Here is a 20,169-nt window from a genome sequence, read left to right as displayed (position 1 = left end):
GTTTCAGTTTTCAGATTTGTAATCCGCCCGGTTTATCCCGTGGCGCTGCATCTTGTCGTAAAAGGTCTTGCGCGGGATACCGAGGGCTTCGAGCGTTTGCTGCACATCGCCATTGTTCGTTGCAAGCGTCTCGCGGATAAGGGTCGCTTCATAAAGCTCAAGTCGCTTTGGTAGCGTCGTTTGCTCGTCCGGAACCGGCGCAGGCTTGGCAGGAGCAGTAACGCCCAGCGAAAATCTCTCCGCAAAATGCACAAGTTCGCGGACATTGCCTGGCCAGTTATGCTCCATGAGATGTCGGTGCGTGGCGGCATCCAGCACGGGAATATCCCGATTGAAGCGCCGAGCAGCACGTGCAAGAAAATGCGAAAAGAGCAGAGGGATATCCTCACGACGTTCGCGCAAAGGTGGTATCGTCAGTGTGACGACATTCAAACGGTAATAAAGGTCTTCGCGAAAATCGCCGCGCTGTTCGGGATTGCCGAGATCAATCTTGGCTGCCGCCACCACGCGAAGATCAACTGGCCGGACTTCGTTGGTTCCAAGTGGGGTAATCTCGCGCATTTCCAAAACACGTAGCAGCTTCACCTGCGTTGCGGCTGGCATGCTTTCGATCTCATCGAGAAACAGCGTGCCACCACTTGCGTGCTCAATGCGTCCGACACGCTTTTTCTGAGCGCCGGTAAAGGCTCCCGGCTCATGACCGAACAGTTCACTTTCGATCACAGTTTCGGGCAATGCGCCGCAGTTGAGCGCAACGAAATTGCCTTTTCGCCGTCTTCCCCAATCGTGAAGCAGTTGAGCCACAACTTCCTTGCCGCTGCCGGTTTCACCTGCGATCAACACATCGACATCTGTATCGGCGATATCGCGTATTGTGCGGCGAAGATTCTCAATCGCAGGCGTTTGACCTATGAGCGGCATATCATTCTGTGCTTCATCGGCCATCTGACGCAGACTGCGGTTTTCCAGAACAAGCTTGCGCCGCTCGCCAGCTCTCAGAACGCTGTGAACCAGCCTGTCAGTCGCAAACGGCTTGGCTATAAAATCATATGCGCCATCCTGGATAGCCCGAACGGCCATCGGAATATCGCCATGACCTGTGATCAGGATGACCGGCAGATCGGGATCAATTTCGCGAATGCGGGCGAATAGCTCAAGTCCATCAATCTGCGGCATACGCACATCTGTAACGATCACGCCTTCGAATGAGGCGCTGATGCTAATCAGCGCGTCACCGGCATTACTAAAATCCAACACCTCGTAACCCGCAAGTTCCAGAGTCTGTCTGGTTGCATGGCGTAGTGCTTTGTCGTCATCGACGAGTATGACCGGAATATTCATCATGCTTTCTTGAATTCCACGCGGAATAGAGTGCCATCAGCGCTGCTTTTCACTGAAATCTTGCCGCCATAATCGGTCAGAATTTCCTTGGCGATCACCAGACCAAGCCCAAGGCCTCGTTCCTTGGATGTGTTGAACGGCGTAAAAAGATTATCCAGAATGTGCTGTGGGATGCCGGGGCCATTATCGGAAACCGTCAGCACAACGCTCTTCGAGAGAGCTTTTGTTCGCACCTCTACATGACCATCATTTCCTTTATTTTCAACAGCTTCCAGAGCATTTTGAAATAGATTTATTAGAACTTGCTCAAGTCGAATTGAATGTCCGGCTACACAGAGATCAGGCGCAGGCAGTTCAATATTGAGCTGATCCATGCTGCCCGCAAACCGACTGCGCAGCAGCACCAATGCGCCCGAAATCACTTGCGCAAGCGGCACCGGTTCAGAAGCACGATGCCCCTTACGAGCGAATGCGCGCAAATCGCCGGTAATCGTTCCAATACGTTCCGTGAGCGATGCAATTTCCACCAGATTGTCCGCCGCCGCATCCAATCGCTTTCGATCGATGAAGATGCGGGCATTGTCCGCATAAGCACGAATTGTCGCGACTGGCTGGTTAATCTCATGCGCGACGCCCGCCGCAACTTGCCCCATAATGGCAAGTCGGTTTGCATGAACGAGGTCTTGTTGCACACCTTGCAGCATGCTCTCAGTTTTATGGTGGTCGTTAATCTCGGATTCTAGACGGTCACGCGCTGTAATGAGATCACTGGTACGCTCGGCCACGCGCTGTTCGAGTTCAATCTGCCTGCGTTGAGCGTCGGCAATTCGCGCGGCAACGCGCTGGCGACGACGCAATAGGATTCCAGCAACAGTGGCAATACTCGCAAGCAGAATGAAGGCAATCAGCCGTGCTTCACGTATGGCCGCTTCGACAGGCTGTCTGACGGGCGCGAGGCTATACATCAGCCATGGTGTACCCGGCACATGGGAGCGAATGGCCAGAAAGTCCTTGCTACGTGCCGAGCCCGGCAGAATGGCGTCGACCAGAACCATATCATCACCAGCCACGGGCTTTAGCGAAAGTGGCAATGGCTTTAAAGGCGCATCGCCAAACTGGAGGCTGTTGCGGATGGTTTCAACATTCTGAGGCTGTAGTTCACCAATCGTCATGAACCGCCAGGACGGCAGCGTGGTAATCAGCACGATATTTCTATCGTCTGTCACGAAAGTTGGGCGTCCGGTCTCATTCCAATCGCTTTCGAGCTGATCGAACGACAGTTTCACCACAACAACGCCAAGCGGTCCATTTGGCCCATCGACACGGCGTGAAATATAAAGACCCGGACGACGGCTGACATTACCGAGCGCAAAATACTCGGCATTGGTATTTTTCAAAGCGTCGTTGAAGTAAGGACGAAACTTATAGTCGTTGCCAACAAAGCTGTCGGGCTCGCGCCAGTTACTGGCCGATATCGCATAGCCGTGAAGGCCGACAAGATAGATCACGGCTGCTTGCGTACCTTCAGCGAGCGCCTCCAGTTTACGGTTCAGTTGATCGATAGCCACCGCACTCGGCATTGCGAGCGCATCCGCCAATTCCTTGTCCTTGGAAAGGACCAATGGAAGTGCACGCTGTTTCTCTAGAACAGTACGGAGGAGGGCCGTGTTCAGATTAGCATCAATCCGCGTCTGTTCGCCCAGCGAGAGCAAAGCGCGCTCGCGCGCAGCATCGCCAACAATCCAGAAAGCCATTGCGAAAATGCCAGCGCAAATCACGCCAAATATCCACCAAGTGCGGCGATTACTGGCGGGTGGCGAGCTTGTTTCGATTACGGAGCCGGTGACTTCTTTCATGGAGCCTATTGTGCACTATTCCGCACTTACTGAAAAGATATGCGTGCGATAGTTCGCACAAACGAACGGAAGCACTCGGCATGAAATAAAAAATATCATTGTATTTCAGTGCATTAATCTACGCAAAGGAAACTGGCACAGACCTTGCAATTCATGATGTGAGCGGCGGCGAGGGCCGCTGAACAAGAGGACGAAAGGCTCGGGAGGCTGGACGGGATCCAGATAGAGCCAAACGGAGGACATCATGATTGCCGTACCGAATGGCGCTGTGGCTGAACCACGCCGCCCAATCCCATTTTATAAGCAACTTTATGTGCAGGTTCTGTTCGCGATTGCTGCAGGTATTTTGCTTGGACATTTCTATCCTGAGCTTGGCACCTCTTTGAAGCCTTTGGGCGATGCCTTTATCAAGCTCGTGAAGATGATCATCGCTCCGGTGATCTTCCTGACGGTAGCAACCGGCATTGCCGGTATGACCGACATGAAGAAAGTCGGGCGCGTGGCCGGTAAGGCCATGATCTACTTCCTGACGTTTTCCACACTGGCACTGATCATTGGTCTCATCGTTGCCAATGTTGTGCAGCCGGGCGCAGGTATGCATATTGATCCGGCCTCGCTTGATCCAAGCGCTGTCGCAAATTATGCCGAAAAAGCGCATGAACAGACGATCAGCGGCTTCCTGTCCAACATCATACCAACCACAATCGTTGGCGCATTCGCTTCTGGAGACATTCTTCAGGTTCTGTTTTTCTCGGTCCTGTTCGGTGTCTCTCTTGCCATGGTTGGCGATAAAGGCAAGCCAGTTACAGACTTCCTGCAGATGCTGACTGCACCCGTTTTCAAGTTGGTTTCGATCCTGATGAAAGCTGCGCCAATTGGTGCCTTCGGCGCAATGGCATTCACAATCGGCAAATATGGCATCGGGTCTATTGCCAATCTGGCAATGCTCATCGCTACATTCTACATCACGGCATTGTTGTTCGTACTCGTGGTGCTGGGTGCTGTTGCTCGCTATAACGGGTTCTCGATCATTGCGCTCATTCGCTACATCAAGGAAGAGCTCCTGCTGGTTCTTGGTACATCTTCTTCGGAAGCCGCGTTGCCGAGCCTCATGGACAAAATGGAAAAGGCAGGTTGCAAGCGCTCCGTCGTTGGCCTTGTTATCCCAACTGGTTACTCGTTCAACCTTGATGGCACGAATATCTACATGACGCTTGCAGCACTGTTCATCGCGCAGGCGACAGATATTCCACTCTCGTTAACCGACCAGATTCTGCTGCTTCTTGTGGCTATGTTGAGTTCTAAGGGTGCAGCGGGCATCACCGGTGCTGGCTTCATCACCCTTGCTGCAACACTGTCGGTTGTTCCAGCAGTTCCGGTTGCCGGTATGGCGCTGATCCTGGGCATCGACCGCTTTATGTCGGAATGCCGTGCACTGACCAATCTTGTCGGCAATGCAGTTGCAACCATCGTGGTTGCGCGTTGGGAAAACGAACTGGATGTCGAGCGTCTTAATGCCGCGATGAATGGCAAACCGATAGTCATAGAACCGGAGCCAGTGGGCGAACTGGTTTTGCAACCTGCAGAGTAATATCTCAGGCAACAGAAACGGCCCGCTTTTGGCGGGCCGTTTTGCTTTATTTATTGTCTTCTGCGGCTTTGCCCTGCGTAATCAGGCGAGCGCTGTGCTGGCCCGATATGAAGGTCCAGAGCCAACTCCACGCCACAGCGGCGCGGCTGCGCGTACCAATCAGGAAGAAGATATGGGCAATCCCCCATACCCACCAGGCAATCGCGCCTTTTAGCTTGATACGTCCCATATCAACCACAGCCGCACCTCGACCGATGGTCGCGAGATTGCCCTGATGGCGATAGCGGAATGGTGCCGGGATGGCCTTACCGGACGTGCGGCTGCGAATAACCTTCGCAACATAAGCTCCCTGCTGCTTGGCCGCTGGTGCAATGCCCGGCACAGGCTTTCCATCCGGTCCTTCAACCAAAGCCGTATCGCCGATCACAAAGATATTCTCATGGCCGACTACAGTCAGATCCGGAAGAACACGAACGCGACCAGCGCGGTCGCTCTCGGCACCCAACCATGCTGCCGCAGGTGATGCAGCAACACCAGCGGCCCAAATAGCTGTTATGCAAGGAATGAACTCCTCGCCAACAGTCACGCCATCCTCTGTGATTTCCTTAACCGGTACACCGAGGCGTACTTCAACGCCGATCTTCTCCAAAGCATTTTGCGCGTAGTTTGATAGATCTTCCGGAAATGCTGCCAGAATACGTGGACCCGCCTCAACGAGCAGAATACGTGCCTGCCGCGTATCGATATTGCGGAATTCCGGCCACATGGTCTGCTTGGCCAGTTCTGCAATAATGCCCGCTAATTCTACGCCGGTCGGTCCCCCACCAACCACCGAGAATGTGAGCAAAGCCTGTTGTTTCGCAGGATCGGTTTCGCGCTCCGCACGTTCAAATGCGAGAAGCAAACGGCGGCGAATGGTCGTAGCGTCCTCCAGCGCTTTCAGACCAGGAGCAACTTTTTCCCAACGATCATTGCCAAAATAAGCGTGGCGTGCGCCCGTTGCGAGTACCAGCGTGTCATAGGCAATCTCCTCACCGTTTTCGAGCCGCACCTTTTGGGCAGCAGCATCCACCCCGACAACCGTTCCAAGCAAGGTTGTGACTTCCTTACGGTCGCGAAAGAGGTGGCGGATCGGCCAGGCAATTTCAGAAGTCGCGAGAATGGTTGTGGCGACTTGATAAAGCAGTGGCTGGAAAAGATGGTGATTGCGCTGATCGACGAGCGTTATGCGAACATTCGCGCCTTTCAGATCATGGATGAATTGCAGGCCGCCAAAGCCTGCGCCGACGACAAGGATATGGGGGGTATCCGGTCCGTTCATGGAAATTGTACACCTGCGTTAGGCGTGAAGCCGAGTCACGCTCGTCAAAAGATAGTTACGCTTTGCAACCTAACGCTATCAGGTGGATCGTAAAGAGCCTAGAACATTTGAGCCGAAAGTCCGAAGCTGTTTTTCGTCAGATAATGCTTAAAAACAACTGGTTAGAACGACCGCAGCGATGCAATCTGAAATATGACCATTCTAACGGCCAAGCGACACCAATTCCTGACGGAACAATTCAAGGTTATTGCCGGGAAATGTGCTTTCGAGTTTTGCATGTGCTGCCGTCCAGATAGGAACGGCAGAAGCAAGCACTGATTGTCCTTCAGATGTTAGAACAAGAAGCCGCTCGCGACGATCTTTCGGATTAACGACAACTTCGACCCAGCCATTTCGCTGCAAGGGTTTTAGTGCTGCGGTGAGGGTGGTCTGATCCATGGCGAGAAGCTCAGCCACTGGTTTCATAGGAGGTGGGCTAGGACGGTTGAGCGACATGAGCAGCGAGAATTGCCCGTTGTTCAGGCCTGATGGGCGCAGTTCCTCATCAAAATAGCGCGCAAGTGCACGTGCCGCACGCTGAACATGCAGACATAAACAGGTGTCACGCACAAGAAGCGTGGTTTCAAACGGGACGTCGCGAACTTCTGGCATTGCCTAGTAATGTTGATATCAATCTATTTCGTCAAGCCAGTTAGTTAGCCTCATCACGAAATGACCGCTTTAGAAGTCGTCTCCGTGATGCATATGGCGAAGATAGGCGAAAGCTGTTCCTGCCAGAATCGGCAGAATGACAAGCGCCATCCAGAAAATAATATTGCTCATTTCTCCCTCCCTTTTTCCGTGAGTTTAACATATCTGCCGGATAAAGGAAAAACGTATGAAATGGCGGCTGGTTCCCGGCATATATCAATTGCGAGGCTTTCCACTCGAAAGTACTCATTCGCTTTGAAAAGACAGTCCATTTCGTCTTCAGCCTGAAAGCGCAATCGGACCGCCTCTGTTAGCCTGATGATTGGGATAAAATTCCGATGCATTGAACCGACGGATGTTTAATCACTATTGCCAGTACGCATCAGTTTGAGTAGAAGTAGCGTCACATCAAGAGTTGGGGCGACGCCCAACGCCAACCTGCCTTTCCGGGCAAGGTGGTACTTCCTTAAAAGGAAGGATGTGGCCAACCGGCAAATATACGGATGAAGCCACGCGCGTCTGCTCTGACACAACGAAGGACCGACGCGACATGCCTATTAAAATTCCTGACGATCTGCCCGCAACCAGTGTTCTCGAAGCCGAGGGCGTTATGGTTATGCGTGAGGCGGATGCTATCCGTCAGGATATCAGGCCGCTAAAGATTGGCCTTCTCAATCTGATGCCGAATAAAGCCACGACGGAAACACAGATTGCGCGGTTACTGGGTGCAACCCCACTGCAGCTCGAACTAACGCTCGTGCGCATTACCAATCATGTTGCACGTCATACGTCAGCCGATCACATGCTCTCCTTCTATCGTCCGTGGGAAGAGGTGCGTGATGAGCGCTTTGATGGCTTTGTCATTACGGGTGCGCCGGTTGAACGTATGCCATTTGAGGACGTCACCTATTGGGATGAAATGCAGCGCGTTTTCGACTGGACGCAGACGCATGTTCATCGCACGCTGAATATTTGCTGGGCGGCGCAGGCGGCTGTGCATCATTTTCACGGCATGGGCAAATATGATCTGCCCGGTAAAGCCTCCGGCGTTTACAGCCAACAGAATTTGGCGCCGTCTTCACCTTATTTGCGCGGCTTCTCCGATGACTTTGCAATTCCGGTCTCTCGCTGGACAGAAGTGCGCAAGGACGACATTCCGTCAGATAGCAGCCTGAAGGTTCTGGTCGATAGTCCAGAGAGTGGCCTGTGCCTGCTGGAAGATCCGCAGCATCGTGCTCTGCACATGTTCAACCATGTTGAATATGATACGACATCGCTTGCGGATGAGTATTTCCGGGATATCCAGCTTCAGCCTGAAACACCATTGCCTGCCAACTATTTTCCAAATGATGATGCGAGCCGTAAGCCGCAGAATTGCTGGCGCGGCCATGCACATCTGCTTTTTGGCAACTGGATCAATGAGATGTACCAGTCTACGCCTTACGATCTCGAAAATATCGGCAAGTCGTGATCCGAAAAATGAGCTAGGGTCTGTGGGGAATTAGGTTTTGAGCGTGGCGTGAGACGGATTTTGTTTCTGAACAGGAGAACAGGACGCCGTGGAGTGTATCTCCACAAGGGCTGTTCGACGCATTCAGAGAGAAAATCCGCCGCGTCCCAAAGGGATATAGTGAAAATGGACCAGTTTTGCGTCGCAAAGCCTCGATGGAGAACCACTCCACCTTCGGCTTTGCTCCTAAACCTGTGCTATTTTCATCCATACCACGCTTCAAAACTAACTCCCCACAGACCCTAATCCCCGAAAGGGGATTAGCATTTTAAACATCAGGATTGACTGGCAAAACGGTCAACCCATTTGTGCCATTGTTCTTCGCTTCCGTGGAATACGTTCAGGTCAATCTTACCATTGACACCCTGAGACAGGCCCGAGCCAGAATACTGCCAGAAGACCCAGCGACGACCTGGATAGACCTTGGATGGGTGCTGAGCCACAGCACGCAGCCAGAACGGATAATCCGTAAACGCACCCTTGAGGTTGTCATCATAGAAATCCGGAGCCGTGTAGATAACCGGGCGCTTGCCGTAATGGCGCTCAAGCGCATCCATGAACACCTGCATCTTTTCGCGCACCTGTGCTGGTGATGGGCGGCGTTTGCAGGATGAATCACCATTCCATTCCACATCGATCACAGGTGGCAGCGCGTCAGGATCAACCGGAACGTTACGGATAAACCAGTCAGCCTGCTGGCTTGCCACACGGCACCAGTAGAAGAAGTGGTAAGCACCACGCTTCAAGCCTGCGGCCTTTGCGTCGCGCCAATTCTTGCGGAACATCGGATCAAGATGGTCGCCACCATCTGTCGCCTTGATATAGGCGAAATTCGCTCCGTTCTTGCGAAGGGTGGCCCAGTCGATATTTCCCTGCCAACGCGAGACATCGACACCATGCACAGCGTGCCTGCGTGGAGATACACTACCGAAATTGATCGGCTTCGCATCGCGGAAGCGTTGGCTGTAAACCCGTGAACGCTGTTGCGGTGCAAGACGCACAGGTGGATAGGCGGCGACTTCCGGCTTGGGAACGGAGATAGGTGCCGCCACCCTTTGTTCAGGGCGTTGGGACAAAGGAGCGGGAGGCTCGGTTTTAAAAGGGCCTGCATCGGGAACGGGACCTGCCCAGGCAAGAACTTCCTCCTGCGGTGCTGTGGGCATCGATTGCTGTGCCCTCGCTGTTTCTATCACAGGCGCGGATGGCCGAACCACGGAGCTGGTCAGCTCAGCAGATGGCTGCGGCATAAGACCGTCGATGCCGGAACTTGACGTACAACCCGCCAGAGCGGTGCAGGCAAGGGCAATTGCTGACACAACTGAAAAACGCATGATACCCGTACACAAAACTCAGGCGCTCTACAGCCAAACAAAAAAGGTTGCAGAAATGCCATCAATCAACACTCGCAACGCTCCTCCCGAGCAATTTGCTAACCAAAGATTACCGCACAAAGCTGAATCCAAAGTTTACGAAAGGCTTAAATGCAATCGAACGAAAGAGTGGGGATTAGTCAGATACTATGAAATTAAAACAATATGTTAGATATCTAATTTAATACTCTACATCAAATATACAAAACTGCAGCAATTGAATGCGCATAAATTTTTTGAGTTTTAACGGAGGTGTCAGGCACTTTTCACAGTGCGATCGACATCCTGCTCAAAGACCTGCTCTGCAAATAGCTTTGGCTTCACGCTTTCGACCTGGATCATGAGATCGGCGATTTTCTGAGGATCTGAAATACCACATTCATAAATCTGGATGATTTCGCGCGCCATTTCATCCTTCTGGGGGGAGGTTATCGGGCAACGCCCCAGACGCTGGCACGTCTCTATGAAGGCCGCCTGCAACTGTTCAAGTTCAGCGGGCTTGAAACGCTTGAAATAATAATCTCTCGAAAACGGCATATCAATTCATTCGCAGTTTGGTCGTGATTGACCGAATTTCATTACCTGGACGATAGCTTAAGAGCACTTATCGATCTGATTGCACCAGATAGGCGCTCTATTTCTTTGTCTTAACGTACATCTTGTCCGAAAACCGCTTCAAATTTATCGGGATGCAATCTAAAGGCATGTCCTTAGTAAATCTGGATGCACTACTACCATACATGTGGATAGTTTACATTCAGTAACTGGTTTCAACTGCGCATAAGTTCTACTCGCGCTGCGATTGCAGCGATTTTTTCTGGGTCGCACTCACCGGATTGAAACGTCCTGATAATGGCGCGTGCAAGATCGTCTTTGGCCTCATGTGTCGTTGGACAACGCTCCAACAATGCACAGCTTCGGTTATAAGCGACTTGCATCAACTGCAAGTCCTCGGGCGTGAACGTTCCGTAATACTGGCTGCCTTTAAATGGCATGGTGTTCTCCCCCTGAATTATTTGATTGAAGCTCTAATTTCAGAGGAAAGCAACAGCATTTTAAAGCGCGCCTGATAAACTGTTTTTGCGATATATCCGCCTGGAACCCAAACCTTCACAAGTCTTAGAGGTAGCTGTATAAGCCAAGCCAAAAGTGCAATGAAAAGGATAGGATAGTGAAAATCGGCGTCATTACAGTTTCTGACCGTGCAAGCCGCGGCGAATACGAAGATTTGAGCGGTCCGGCAATCGAAACCTGGCTTAAAAGCGCGATTGTAACGCCGTACGAAATCGTCAGACGTGTCATTCCTGACGGAATGGAATCCGTGCGCGACACACTGATGGATCTCGCAGACAATGTCGGATGCGATTTGATCCTCACCACAGGCGGTACAGGCCCAAGCCCACGTGATGAAACACCCGAAGCGATGAAGGCCGTTTTACATAAAGAATTGCCCGGGTTTGGCGAACAGATGCGCCGCGCAAGCCTAGAGCAAACACCGACTGCAATCCTCTCTCGTCAGACTGCTGGCAGTCGCGGCAAGAGCTTCATACTAAATCTGCCGGGCAAACCCGTCTCCATCGCTATGACCTTACAGGCCATTTTCCCGGCTGTGCCTTATTGCCTCGATTTAATTGGAGCAGGCCGTATTGAGACCGATCCGGCCGTTGTCAAAGCCCATCGTCCGGGCTGAAATTTAGAACCGAATATCCGTTGCGCGGAATTAGAAACTATCGCTAAGCCGCTGTCGCGACGAAATTGCGCAACCCAGCCTTGCGCTTTTGCATGATATGCACACTTGCATTTCCCCGATTTGGAGCTGAGTATTAGCGAAAAGAAGGGGAATTAAGTGAAGCCATTCGATGAGATGCTCAATCATGGCGGGAGTGTCCGCCAACCATACGAATTTCTCAAGCAGTGGCTCGGCCAGCAGGATCAACACAAACTTCTGCAGAAAACGCAGGATGCCGAGAGCGTCTTTCGCAAGACGGGCATTACCTTTGCGGTTTATGGCGACGAAGATGCAGCAGAGCGACTGATCCCGTTTGACATCATTCCACGTATTATTTCAGGCCAGGAATGGCGACGGCTTTCACAGGGCATTGAGCAACGCGTCATGGCGCTCAATGCTTTTCTGGACGATATCTATCATCGACAGGAGATTGTCAGGGCAGGGCGCATCCCCAAGGAACTCATTACCAATAATGAGGCTTTCCTGCCGGAGATGATCGGATTTCGCCCACCCGGTAATGTCTACACGCACATCATCGGTGTCGATATCGTGCGTACGGCCGAGAACCAGTTCTATGTGCTCGAAGACAATGCCCGCACGCCTTCCGGTGTGTCTTATATGCTGGAAAACCGCGAAACCATGATGCAGCTCTTCCCGGAGCTGTTTCAGAATGTGAAGGTTCGCCCGGTCGAGAACTATCCGCAATTGCTGCGCCAATCACTGGCAAGTGTGGCACCACCCGGAACACAAGGCGTGCCGACGGTGGCAGTGCTGACGCCCGGCATCTACAACTCGGCCTATTTCGAGCATGCCTTCCTGGCGGATCAAATGGGTGTGGAGCTTGTAGAGGGGAGTGATCTGCGCGTTGTGGATGGGCGTGTCGCCATGCGCACGACAAAAGGTTATCGCGCAATTGATGTGCTTTATCGCCGTGTCGATGATGATTTCCTTGATCCACTGACATTCAGACCAGATTCCACGCTGGGCGTCGCGGGCATTATGGATGTCTATCGGGCAGGGAATATCACTATTGCCAATGCGCCTGGGACCGGCATCGCAGATGACAAGGCGATCTATTCCTACATGCCGGAGATCGTGGAGTTTTATACGGGCCGCAAGGCCATTCTTGAAAACGTGCCGACCTGGCGCTGTTCGGAGCCGGACAGCTTGGCTTATGTGCTCGATAATCTTGCCGATCTCGTGGTCAAGGAAGTGCATGGTTCCGGCGGCTATGGCATGTTGGTCGGCCCAGCAGCGACCAAGGCCGAACGCGATAGCTTTGCGGAGAAGCTGAAAGCGCGCCCTCGCAACTATATTGCACAACCGACATTGGCACTTTCAACGACACCTATTTTCACCGAAAGCGGCCTTGCTCCACGCCACGTTGATTTACGACCGTTCGTACTGGTTTCAGACCGCATTCGTATTACACCCGGTGGGTTGACGCGTGTAGCGCTGAAGGAAGGCTCGCTCGTTGTGAATTCCAGTCAGGGCGGCGGCACGAAGGATACTTGGGTACTCGACGATTAAAGTGCGTCTCCCAAAAGCGGGAACCGGTTTTGGGAAAAGACATGCTTTAAGGACAGTTTTTGGAATTGCGCATCAAAACCGGCGATAAGACCGGAGCGTGTGGAAGGGGAATGAATTTATGCTTCTTGGCCGTACGGCAAACGGGCTTTACTGGATGTTCCGCTATATCGAGCGCGCTGAAAACATGGCGCGTCTGGTGGATGCGGGATTGCGTATGGCACTTACGAAAACATCGGATGCACCGGAAGAGTGGTCTTCTGTAGTAGTATCGGCAGGCGCAAGCCAGACATTCTCGGCAAAATATCACACGTATAATGCTGCTAACGTCGCCGACTTTCTACTGCGCGACATGGACAATCCATCAAGTGTGATGTCTTGCATGGAAACAGCGCGTTCCAATGGGCGGATGGTGCGAACAGCGCTAACCCGTGAAGCATGGGAAAGCGTCAACGAAGCGTGGATGGTGCTTAAAAAATCGCTCTGCAAGCCACTGAAAGAAGCTGATCTGCCACCATTGCTCGATCAGATAAAACGCGAGACAGCGCTGATCCGGGGAGCCTTTCACGGTACGATGTTACGCAACGAGATCTTCGATTTTGCGGGGCTCGGAACCTTCATTGAGCGCGCAGACAATACGGCACGCATTCTCGACGTGAAATATTATGTGCTTCTGCCAGCTGTTTCTTATGTCGGAACCACGCTCGACAATTATCAGTGGGAGTCGATCTTACGGTCAGTTTCCGCGCACCGGTCTTATCGCTGGGTTTATGACGGCGACTATCGTCCTGCGCATGTCGCTGATTATCTGATCCTCAATGGCCGTATGCCACGATCACTCAACTATTGCTATCAGAGCATCAATGGTCATTTAAATTATCTGGCGAAGGATTATGGCGATAGCGATGTCTGTCACCAGACCGGCGAGAAAATCTATGCCACTCTGCAAAATCAGGACATCGGTGCGATCTTCGATGTAGGCTTGCATGAGTTTCTGACCGATTTTATTTCCCGCAACAACCGGCTCGGCAACGAGATCGCTGAAACCTATAATTTTTATTGAGGTGATTGCTTGTTGCTCAATATCCGCCACGTTTCGCATTATCGATATGAAAACCCGGTTCCTTATGCAGTTCAGCGGTTGCGTCTGCGCCCGCCGACATTGCCCGGCCAATTGATCAAGCACTGGGAACTGAAAATCGAAGGTGGTGAGCCGGAAGTTTCCTATATTGATGGCTTTGGCAACAAGACTGATCTTGTCCAGCATGCACGCAATGTGAATGAGATCATTATAACGGCCAGCGGCAGTGTTGAAGTGGAAGATCGCGTCGGCGTTCTGGGTCCGGTCTATGGCTATGCGCCACTATGGCTGTTTGAACGCGAAACACATCTGACCACACCCGGTGAACGCATCCGGGCACTTGCTGGCGGTCTGGTGAAAAATCAGGATCGCCTTGCATTGCTACATGAACTGATGAATTCGGTTCATACCGCAGTGGCCTATATGCCTGGCACGACGAGCGTTGCGACAAACGCAGAAAGCGCACTTGAGGCGGGCAAGGGCGTTTGTCAGGATCACAGCCATATATTCCTGTCAGCAGCACGACTGCTTAAAATTCCGGCCCGCTACGTTTCCGGCTACCTGCTAATGGAAGGCACCGAGGAGCAGACGGCAAGCCATGCATGGGCGGAGGCGCATATCGATGGACTTGGCTGGGTAGGGTTTGATGCTGCAAACAATGTCTGCCCCAATGATCGCTATGTTCGTCTGGCAACGGGGCTTGATTATCGCGATGCCGCACCAATTTCCGGGGTAAGGCTTGGAGGCGCTGTCGAAAGTCTTGCGGTTCACATCAATGTAGGGCAGTGATTGTTTAAGATTATAGAGCGCCTGCCGGAAACTGCTGATGACTTATTGCGTTGGAATGAAAATTGATCGCGGCCTCGTATTTATGTCCGATACAAGGACAAATGCAGGCCTTGATAACATCTCGACATTCTCGAAAATGCGGAGCTGGAACAAAGCTGGCGAACGCGTGATCGTACTTTTATCAGCTGGTAATCTCGCCACTACGCAAGCCGTTGCCAGCCTGCTTGAAGAGCGCATGAAGGCTCCGGAAGACAGGCATCCATCGGTATTCGATGCCCCCTCCATGTTTCAGGTGGCACGTCTCATCGGCGACACGGTCAAGGAAGTCATCACAAACTCAGCGACTGGCGGGCAAAGTGCAGACGCATTCGGCGCATCGTTCATTCTGGGTGGTCAGATCAAAGGTGGACAGCCACGGCTCTTCTATATCTATCCTGAAGGCAATTTCATCGAAAGCTCGGTCGATACGCCATTTTTCCAGATTGGCGAGAACAAGTACGGCAAGCCAATTCTGGTGCGTGCCTATCAGGAGACGATGAGTTTCGAGGACGCAGTGAAGCTTCTGCTGGTTTCTTTTGACTCGACGCTAAAGGCAAACCTCTCGGTAGGTCTGCCACTCGATATGCAGATTTACGAGACCGACAGCCTCAAGCTCGGCGAACACAGGCGCTTTGAAGCAAGCGACCCTTATTATCAGACAGTTTCGGAAAGCTGGTCTGAGGCGCTGAAGTCAGCGCTCGAGCAATTGCCATCTTTCAGTTTTGATAAATAAACAAAAGGCCGGATGCGTTAAAACATCCGGCCTTTCTATTTTATATCAAGGCGGCTCAAGATGCTAACGCATCACGCCTTGATAAAGTTCAAGCGCCACTCGGGCTTCTTAACCAAAGTCCAATGAGTTTCACTCTATGAATTTTGGTATTAGTCCTTAGTTACAGTCGCAACATAGTTCGCATCAGCGACCATGTCGAAATTGTGAACATTGGATGCTGTCACAGCCGTTTCGATCTGCTGATAAATGACCGTGATCGGACTATCTTCCTGAAACTTCTTTTGAAGATCATGGTACATAGCTTCGCGCTTGGCTGTATCGCGTTCCTCTGCCGCCGCCATGGTTTCTGCCGTCAGTTCAGGAATATCCCATGAAGCTTGCCAGGCGGTTGTGCGCAGGTTCACTTCATCACCATTGTTTGGGTTGTTGGTGAATGTGACGGCATTGGTGTGTGGGTCCCAATAATCCGGCCCCCAGATACCCAAAGCGAGCTGATGTTTGCGCGCACGAACCTTGGTGGTCGTGAGCTTGCCATCGCCCTGCAGGATTTCAACATTGACCCCGGCCTTGGCCATGGTTTGCTGGATACTTTCAGCAATTCCGACATATGGCTGGTTGTTACGAACATCCAGCGTTATGCTCAGCCCATCTTTTAGCCCTGCCTTTTCAAGCAGTTCTTTTGCTTTCTCAACATCATACTTGAAAGGCTTGTCATCGACCGCGCCAAACATGCCTACCGGCAGGAAGGATTGATGTGTGCGGCCAATGCCCTTGATCAGAGTCGCTTCAATCGTGTCGTAATCGATCAGATACTTCAATGCCTGACGTACTTCCGGTTTGGCCAGCTCCGGCACATTCTGGTTCGCACTCAGAAAATAGATACGGCCCTTGGGCGCATTGATCACGCTGAACTTGGCATCTTTGCCCAGTTCTTCAATGTCACCGGGTTCGAGATTGCGGGCAATGTCGATATCCCCCGCCTGAAGCAGCAGGCGCTGCGAAACACCTTCCTTGATATGACGATAGATGACGCGCTTCATTGCGGGCTTGGTGTCAGCATAGTTCTCATTGCGTTCAAGAAGCATAACTTCATTGGCACGCCACTGTTTCAGAGCAAATGGGCCGGAACCGGCATAATTGTTTTTCAGCCACTCGTATCCAAAATCGGTGTCATAAGCATACGTGTCCGTCTTCTCGGTCTTCTGCTCGTGTTCCTTCACCAGTTTGCTGTCGACAATCGATGCAACGCTGGAGGTCAGGCAGTTCATGACGAAACTTGGTGCGAAAGCCTTGCCGGTGGTGAAAACGAATGTCTTGTCATCGGTTGCAACGACATTCTGGTCAACATTTTCAGCTGTGATGCCAAACTGACTCAGAATGAATGCAGGGCTTTTGTCGAGCTTGATTGCGCGCTGGAGCGAATAGGCAGCATCATGCGCCGTAATCGGGTTGCCGGAGGCGAACTTAAGACCATCACGAATTTTGAACGTGATCGATTTGCCGTCGTCGGAGAAACTCCAGCTCTCAGCAATCTGTGGAATAATCTTGGTTGGGTCTTTCGTGTCTGTCGTCACAAGACGTTCATACGTGCTGGTCAGCATTTCAGACGTCGTGATTTCAAAGATTTCTGCCGGATCGAGCGAAATGATATCGTCGATACTCATTGCAATCACGAGCGTGTCGGATGGCGTGGCAGCTTCCACGGCTTTTGGTGATGCTGACAGGCAAAGCGCAAATGCCAGTGCCGCAGGAATGGACGCACGCATCAGTCTGGTGGTGAGCGTTCCGCGCTGCAAAGCAATAACGGGTAGTGCAGTTCCGAATTTCATATGTGTTCCCCTGGAGATCACGCCCATTCCCGGACGCGCTCATCAATTCTCTATTCGTTCCGGTGACGACTCTCCAGAACGCGGAAGTATTAGATTCCGTTTTTATAGGGGACACAATGGTGGGAAATACTTAGCCGCAAATAAAAAACGGCTGGAAAATTCCAGCCGTTTCACAAAGCAATAGCAAAGAATTATGCGAAGATTTTGAACCGTTCGGCATCATCCATGAACACCTTATCGCCAAAAGCCTGCTCATTCGAACCAAATGGCATTTGGGCGCGGAGCTTCCATGACGACGGAATATTCCAGGTTTTGGCAACTTCAGCATCGATCAGCGGATTGTAGTGCTGAAGGCTTGCGCCAATGTTTTCATTAGCGAGTGCCGACCAAACCGAAAGCTGTGCCATACCGCCAGCCTGTTCCGACCAAACAGGGAAATTGTCCGCATAGAGTGCAAAGTTATCCTGCAGGCCCTTAACAACACTCTGGTCTTCAAAGAACAGCACAGTGCCTGCACCGGCAGCAAAGCTGTCGATCTTGGCTTCGGTCTGCTCAAAAGCGTCAGCAGGAACGATCTTACGAAGTTCTTCCTTGGCGATGTCCCACAGCTTCTCGCTCTCAGCACCGAAGAGAACGATAGCGCGCGAGCTTTGCGAATTGAACGAGGACGGCGAATGCTTGATTGCTTCGCGGATCAGCTCGGCGGTCGCATCCTGGGAGAGGGGAAGGTTCTTGCCGAGTGCATATTGTGTACGACGCTTCTTAAGGGCGGCGATATAACTATTGCTCATCATCATTGTCCTGTTTTTACAGCGATTCTGTGCTGCGAACTTATTGCAGCGCTTGGGAAAATCTCATGCAAAATATTGTGATTTTAAAGCAAGGCGCCAGCCTGTATTTCTGAAACACACTGTCAACAGATGACACGTTTGTCCGCCAGACTGTCTCAACTCGTTGAACTGAACGACGGGGATTTTTGGGATAATTTGGCTTTTGTCTTTCGTTTCCATTCAAAATCTGACAAAATTTATCGGAATATGGGAACGTAAAAGAAAAAGTTGGTGTGAACCGCCGGTTCAAAACTGACTAAAGGTTACGAGGTCAAAATCGTTTGAAGTCATTCATTATTATCGGAGGCGGTGCGAGTGGTGTTCTCATGGCCGCACAATTGCTCGGCCGATCGGCTGAAACCAAGGTTTGCATTTTCGAGCGCTCAGGTAGTTTAGGTGCAGGAATCGCTTATTCGACACAAAATCCCAACCATCTGCTGAATGTCCGCGCCAGCAATATGAGCGCGTTTCCGGATCAACCCGAACATTTTCTCAACTGGCTTCAAAACAATTCTCACGCCATGACAGAAGGCGAGTGGCAGCCGCAATCCTTCGCACCACGCACTTTCTATCGGCTCTACCTCAACGATCTGCTCAAGCCATATCTTGAGAGTGACAAGCCACGTATTTTCATTGAAAACTCAGACGTTTCCGACGTCTCTTATGACGGCATCCGACCGCAGGTAACAAACTCTAAGGGAGAAAGCTTCCCGGCAGATGCCATTATTGTCGCCACCGGCAATGAAGCCGCAATTGCTGCTTCTGGTGGCCATGTCACAGAATACTGGTCCAGCAATGGCTATTTCGACATTCCTTCTGATCATTCAGTCGCTATTTTTGGCACCGGACTATCGATGATCGACAGCGTAATTTCGCTGCTCGACAGAGGACACAAGGGCCAGATTCATGCGATTTCCCGGCGTGGTCTGCTGCCTGCACGCCACGCACCGGCTGAACCATTCCCAATCGATGCGGGTACGCTGCCGGTTGCAGATGGATTGCCCGCGCTCTTGCATATTGTTCGTGGGATGATTGAGCAATGCGAGGCTAATGGCAAAAGCTGGCGCAGCGTCATCGACGGATTGCGACCTCACACGAAAAACATCTGGAGCAGATTGCCATTGAGGCAACGCCAGAGCTTTTTGCGCCATCTGCGACCGTGGTGGGACGTGCATCGTCATCGCATGGCCCCGGCAATCGCTGACCGTATTGAAGCCGCACAGCAATCTGGGCAACTTACAATTACTGCTGCCCATCTCGCTTCTGTTAAAAATAAGGCTGAACACATCGCAATTCGCTATCGTAAACGGCGGGGCGAGGGGCTTGAGGAGCTTGGCGTTCAAACGATCATCGATTGTCGTGGCGGAAGCTCACGATTTTCAACGACCCGCAATCTCGCATTGATCAGCCTGATGGAACACGGACTTGCAAAGCCAGACGCTATTGATCTTGGCCTTGATGTAACAGCCGATCTGCAGATCGTGAATGCGCGTGGCGAACCGGCAGGGCCAATCTTCGCGATTGGACCGATAACAAAAGGCATCTTCTGGGAAGTGACGGCAGTGCCGGATATTCGGGTTCAGGCCGAAAGACTCGCCAAGACAGTTCTTGAAGGTTAGGAATCACTAATTCAATCAGCCCGCGCACACTGAGCATGCTGTCATTCGGCTGCAAAAATTACGCGTCAATATGCCCGATAAAATGTGGTTGTGTAGAAAACTGGCCCCAAGGAGGCCGTTTTCTCGGGTGTTTGCAGACTAAAATGATTCAAAATATCGCGATAAGCCATTGAAAGCTATTGCCATAATAACTGCTAGCCGGTCATAATAAAGACATCGGAATAAATGATTCCTCGCGACATCTTACCGGAGCATTCCTGTTGCTGTTTTCATGAGCGGTGCCTGCTTCGGATCAACCTTGATTACGGAATGGA

At 51.7% G+C, this 20,169-nt stretch carries 17 protein-coding genes and 1 riboswitch; of the genes, 8 read left to right on the top strand and 9 right to left on the bottom strand.

The window, feature by feature from the left end:
* Window positions 1-3: 3 nt before the first annotated feature.
* Window positions 4-1,344 carry a sigma-54-dependent transcriptional regulator gene (locus ACSME1_RS17365; protein ID WP_100557011.1) on the bottom strand — a complete coding sequence of 447 codons (1,341 nt, stop codon included), beginning with the start codon at window positions 1,342-1,344 and terminating at the stop codon, window positions 4-6.
* A complete protein-coding gene (locus ACSME1_RS17360; protein WP_435655082.1) occupies window positions 1,341-3,197 on the bottom strand; it encodes a sensor histidine kinase in 1,857 nt (618 codons plus the stop codon). The genes ACSME1_RS17365 and ACSME1_RS17360 overlap by 4 nt, the downstream gene beginning before the upstream one ends.
* 244 nt (window positions 3,198-3,441) lie before the next feature.
* Here ACSME1_RS17360 and ACSME1_RS17355 point away from each other — a divergent pair, with 244 nt between their 5' ends.
* Complete coding sequence (locus ACSME1_RS17355; protein ID WP_095444392.1) at window positions 3,442-4,788, top strand: dicarboxylate/amino acid:cation symporter; 1,347 nt, start codon at window positions 3,442-3,444, stop codon at window positions 4,786-4,788.
* 46 nt (window positions 4,789-4,834) lie between these two features.
* On the opposite strand, the gene ACSME1_RS17350 is transcribed toward ACSME1_RS17355, so the two are convergent.
* Window positions 4,835-6,109, bottom strand: coding sequence for an NAD(P)/FAD-dependent oxidoreductase (locus ACSME1_RS17350; protein WP_435655081.1), 1,275 nt, complete (start codon window positions 6,107-6,109; stop codon window positions 4,835-4,837).
* A 201-nt stretch (window positions 6,110-6,310) separates the two neighbouring features.
* Window positions 6,311-6,760 carry a MarR family winged helix-turn-helix transcriptional regulator gene (locus tag ACSME1_RS17345; RefSeq protein ID WP_435655080.1) on the bottom strand — a complete coding sequence of 150 codons (450 nt, stop codon included), beginning with the start codon at window positions 6,758-6,760 and terminating at the stop codon, window positions 6,311-6,313.
* A 439-nt stretch (window positions 6,761-7,199) separates the two neighbouring features.
* A riboswitch (SAM-I-IV-variant riboswitch) is annotated at window positions 7,200-7,308 on the top strand.
* Window positions 7,309-7,349: 41 nt separating this feature from the next.
* On the opposite strand from ACSME1_RS17345, the gene ACSME1_RS17340 reads away from it, so the two are divergent.
* A complete protein-coding gene (locus ACSME1_RS17340) occupies window positions 7,350-8,270 on the top strand; it encodes a homoserine O-succinyltransferase (protein ID WP_024896214.1) in 921 nt (306 codons plus the stop codon).
* Window positions 8,271-8,584: 314 nt separating this feature from the next.
* Here ACSME1_RS17340 and ACSME1_RS17335 read toward each other — a convergent pair whose 3' ends face one another.
* The 3 genes from ACSME1_RS17335 to ACSME1_RS17325 form a co-directional block, all read right to left on the bottom strand.
* The gene (locus tag ACSME1_RS17335; protein WP_435655079.1) at window positions 8,585-9,640 is read right to left on the bottom strand and encodes a GH25 family lysozyme; all 1,056 of its coding nucleotides are present in this window, start codon (window positions 9,638-9,640) and stop codon (window positions 8,585-8,587) included.
* Between the two features lie 294 nt (window positions 9,641-9,934).
* A complete protein-coding gene (locus ACSME1_RS17330; RefSeq protein ID WP_024896211.1) occupies window positions 9,935-10,216 on the bottom strand; it encodes a hypothetical protein in 282 nt (93 codons plus the stop codon).
* Window positions 10,217-10,449: 233 nt separating this feature from the next.
* A complete protein-coding gene (locus tag ACSME1_RS17325; protein ID WP_024897876.1) occupies window positions 10,450-10,674 on the bottom strand; it encodes a hypothetical protein in 225 nt (74 codons plus the stop codon).
* A gap of 176 nt (window positions 10,675-10,850) precedes the next feature.
* Between ACSME1_RS17325 and mog the strand changes: the two genes are divergently transcribed.
* From mog to ACSME1_RS17300, 5 genes are all read left to right on the top strand, one after another.
* Window positions 10,851-11,369: a molybdopterin adenylyltransferase gene (gene mog, locus ACSME1_RS17320; protein WP_435655078.1), complete on the top strand. Its 519-nt coding sequence runs from the start codon at window positions 10,851-10,853 to the stop codon at window positions 11,367-11,369.
* Between the two features lie 156 nt (window positions 11,370-11,525).
* Complete coding sequence (locus ACSME1_RS17315) at window positions 11,526-12,938, top strand: circularly permuted type 2 ATP-grasp protein (protein WP_435655077.1); 1,413 nt, start codon at window positions 11,526-11,528, stop codon at window positions 12,936-12,938.
* A 118-nt stretch (window positions 12,939-13,056) separates the two neighbouring features.
* A complete protein-coding gene (locus tag ACSME1_RS17310) occupies window positions 13,057-13,998 on the top strand; it encodes an alpha-E domain-containing protein (protein WP_132229360.1) in 942 nt (313 codons plus the stop codon).
* A 9-nt stretch (window positions 13,999-14,007) separates the two neighbouring features.
* Window positions 14,008-14,805, top strand: a complete 798-nt coding sequence (locus ACSME1_RS17305; protein ID WP_024897880.1) for a transglutaminase family protein — start codon at window positions 14,008-14,010, stop codon at window positions 14,803-14,805.
* 37 nt (window positions 14,806-14,842) lie between these two features.
* Window positions 14,843-15,577 (top strand): proteasome-type protease, encoded by a 735-nt coding sequence (locus ACSME1_RS17300; RefSeq protein WP_132229356.1) that lies wholly within the window; start codon window positions 14,843-14,845, stop codon window positions 15,575-15,577.
* Window positions 15,578-15,726: 149 nt separating this feature from the next.
* Here the strand turns inward: ACSME1_RS17300 and ACSME1_RS17295 are convergent, their stop codons facing one another.
* On the bottom strand, window positions 15,727-17,406 hold the full coding sequence (locus ACSME1_RS17295) for an ABC transporter substrate-binding protein (RefSeq protein WP_132229354.1): 1,680 nt from the start codon (window positions 17,404-17,406) through the stop codon (window positions 15,727-15,729).
* Window positions 17,407-17,597: 191 nt separating this feature from the next.
* Window positions 17,598-18,197, bottom strand: coding sequence for a nitroreductase family protein (locus ACSME1_RS17290; RefSeq protein WP_100557020.1), 600 nt, complete (start codon window positions 18,195-18,197; stop codon window positions 17,598-17,600).
* A gap of 320 nt (window positions 18,198-18,517) precedes the next feature.
* On the opposite strand from ACSME1_RS17290, the gene ACSME1_RS17285 reads away from it, so the two are divergent.
* Window positions 18,518-19,855: an FAD/NAD(P)-binding protein gene (locus ACSME1_RS17285; protein WP_435655076.1), complete on the top strand. Its 1,338-nt coding sequence runs from the start codon at window positions 18,518-18,520 to the stop codon at window positions 19,853-19,855.
* The last annotated feature ends 314 nt before the right edge of the window (window positions 19,856-20,169 follow it).

The organism is Brucella pituitosa (assembly GCF_965577835.1).
GTDB classification, from domain to species: Bacteria; Pseudomonadota; Alphaproteobacteria; order Rhizobiales; family Rhizobiaceae; genus Brucella; species Brucella pituitosa.
Note: the sequence above shows the minus strand (reverse complement) of the source record. Positions and strands in the feature narration are given on the sequence as shown.

Excerpts from the sequence above, each read along its gene's own strand:
- ACSME1_RS17345 (WP_435655080.1), bottom strand. The coding sequence starts at position 6,760 with ATGCCAGAAGTTCGCGACGTCCCGTTTGAAACCACGCTTCTTGTGCGT.
- ACSME1_RS17300 (WP_132229356.1), top strand. The coding sequence starts at position 14,843 with ATGACTTATTGCGTTGGAATGAAAATTGATCGCGGCCTCGTATTTATG.
- ACSME1_RS17310 (WP_132229360.1), top strand. The coding sequence starts at position 13,057 with ATGCTTCTTGGCCGTACGGCAAACGGGCTTTACTGGATGTTCCGCTAT.
- ACSME1_RS17335 (WP_435655079.1), bottom strand. The coding sequence starts at position 9,640 with ATGCGTTTTTCAGTTGTGTCAGCAATTGCCCTTGCCTGCACCGCTCTG.
- ACSME1_RS17325 (WP_024897876.1), bottom strand. The coding sequence starts at position 10,674 with ATGCCATTTAAAGGCAGCCAGTATTACGGAACGTTCACGCCCGAGGAC.
- ACSME1_RS17290 (WP_100557020.1), bottom strand. The coding sequence starts at position 18,197 with ATGAGCAATAGTTATATCGCCGCCCTTAAGAAGCGTCGTACACAATAT.
- ACSME1_RS17360 (WP_435655082.1), bottom strand. The coding sequence starts at position 3,197 with ATGAAAGAAGTCACCGGCTCCGTAATCGAAACAAGCTCGCCACCCGCC.
- ACSME1_RS17295 (WP_132229354.1), bottom strand. The coding sequence starts at position 17,406 with ATGAAATTCGGAACTGCACTACCCGTTATTGCTTTGCAGCGCGGAACG.
- ACSME1_RS17365 (WP_100557011.1), bottom strand. The coding sequence starts at position 1,344 with ATGATGAATATTCCGGTCATACTCGTCGATGACGACAAAGCACTACGC.
- ACSME1_RS17330 (WP_024896211.1), bottom strand. The coding sequence starts at position 10,216 with ATGCCGTTTTCGAGAGATTATTATTTCAAGCGTTTCAAGCCCGCTGAA.
- ACSME1_RS17355 (WP_095444392.1), top strand. The coding sequence starts at position 3,442 with ATGATTGCCGTACCGAATGGCGCTGTGGCTGAACCACGCCGCCCAATC.
- ACSME1_RS17350 (WP_435655081.1), bottom strand. The coding sequence starts at position 6,109 with ATGAACGGACCGGATACCCCCCATATCCTTGTCGTCGGCGCAGGCTTT.
- ACSME1_RS17340 (WP_024896214.1), top strand. The coding sequence starts at position 7,350 with ATGCCTATTAAAATTCCTGACGATCTGCCCGCAACCAGTGTTCTCGAA.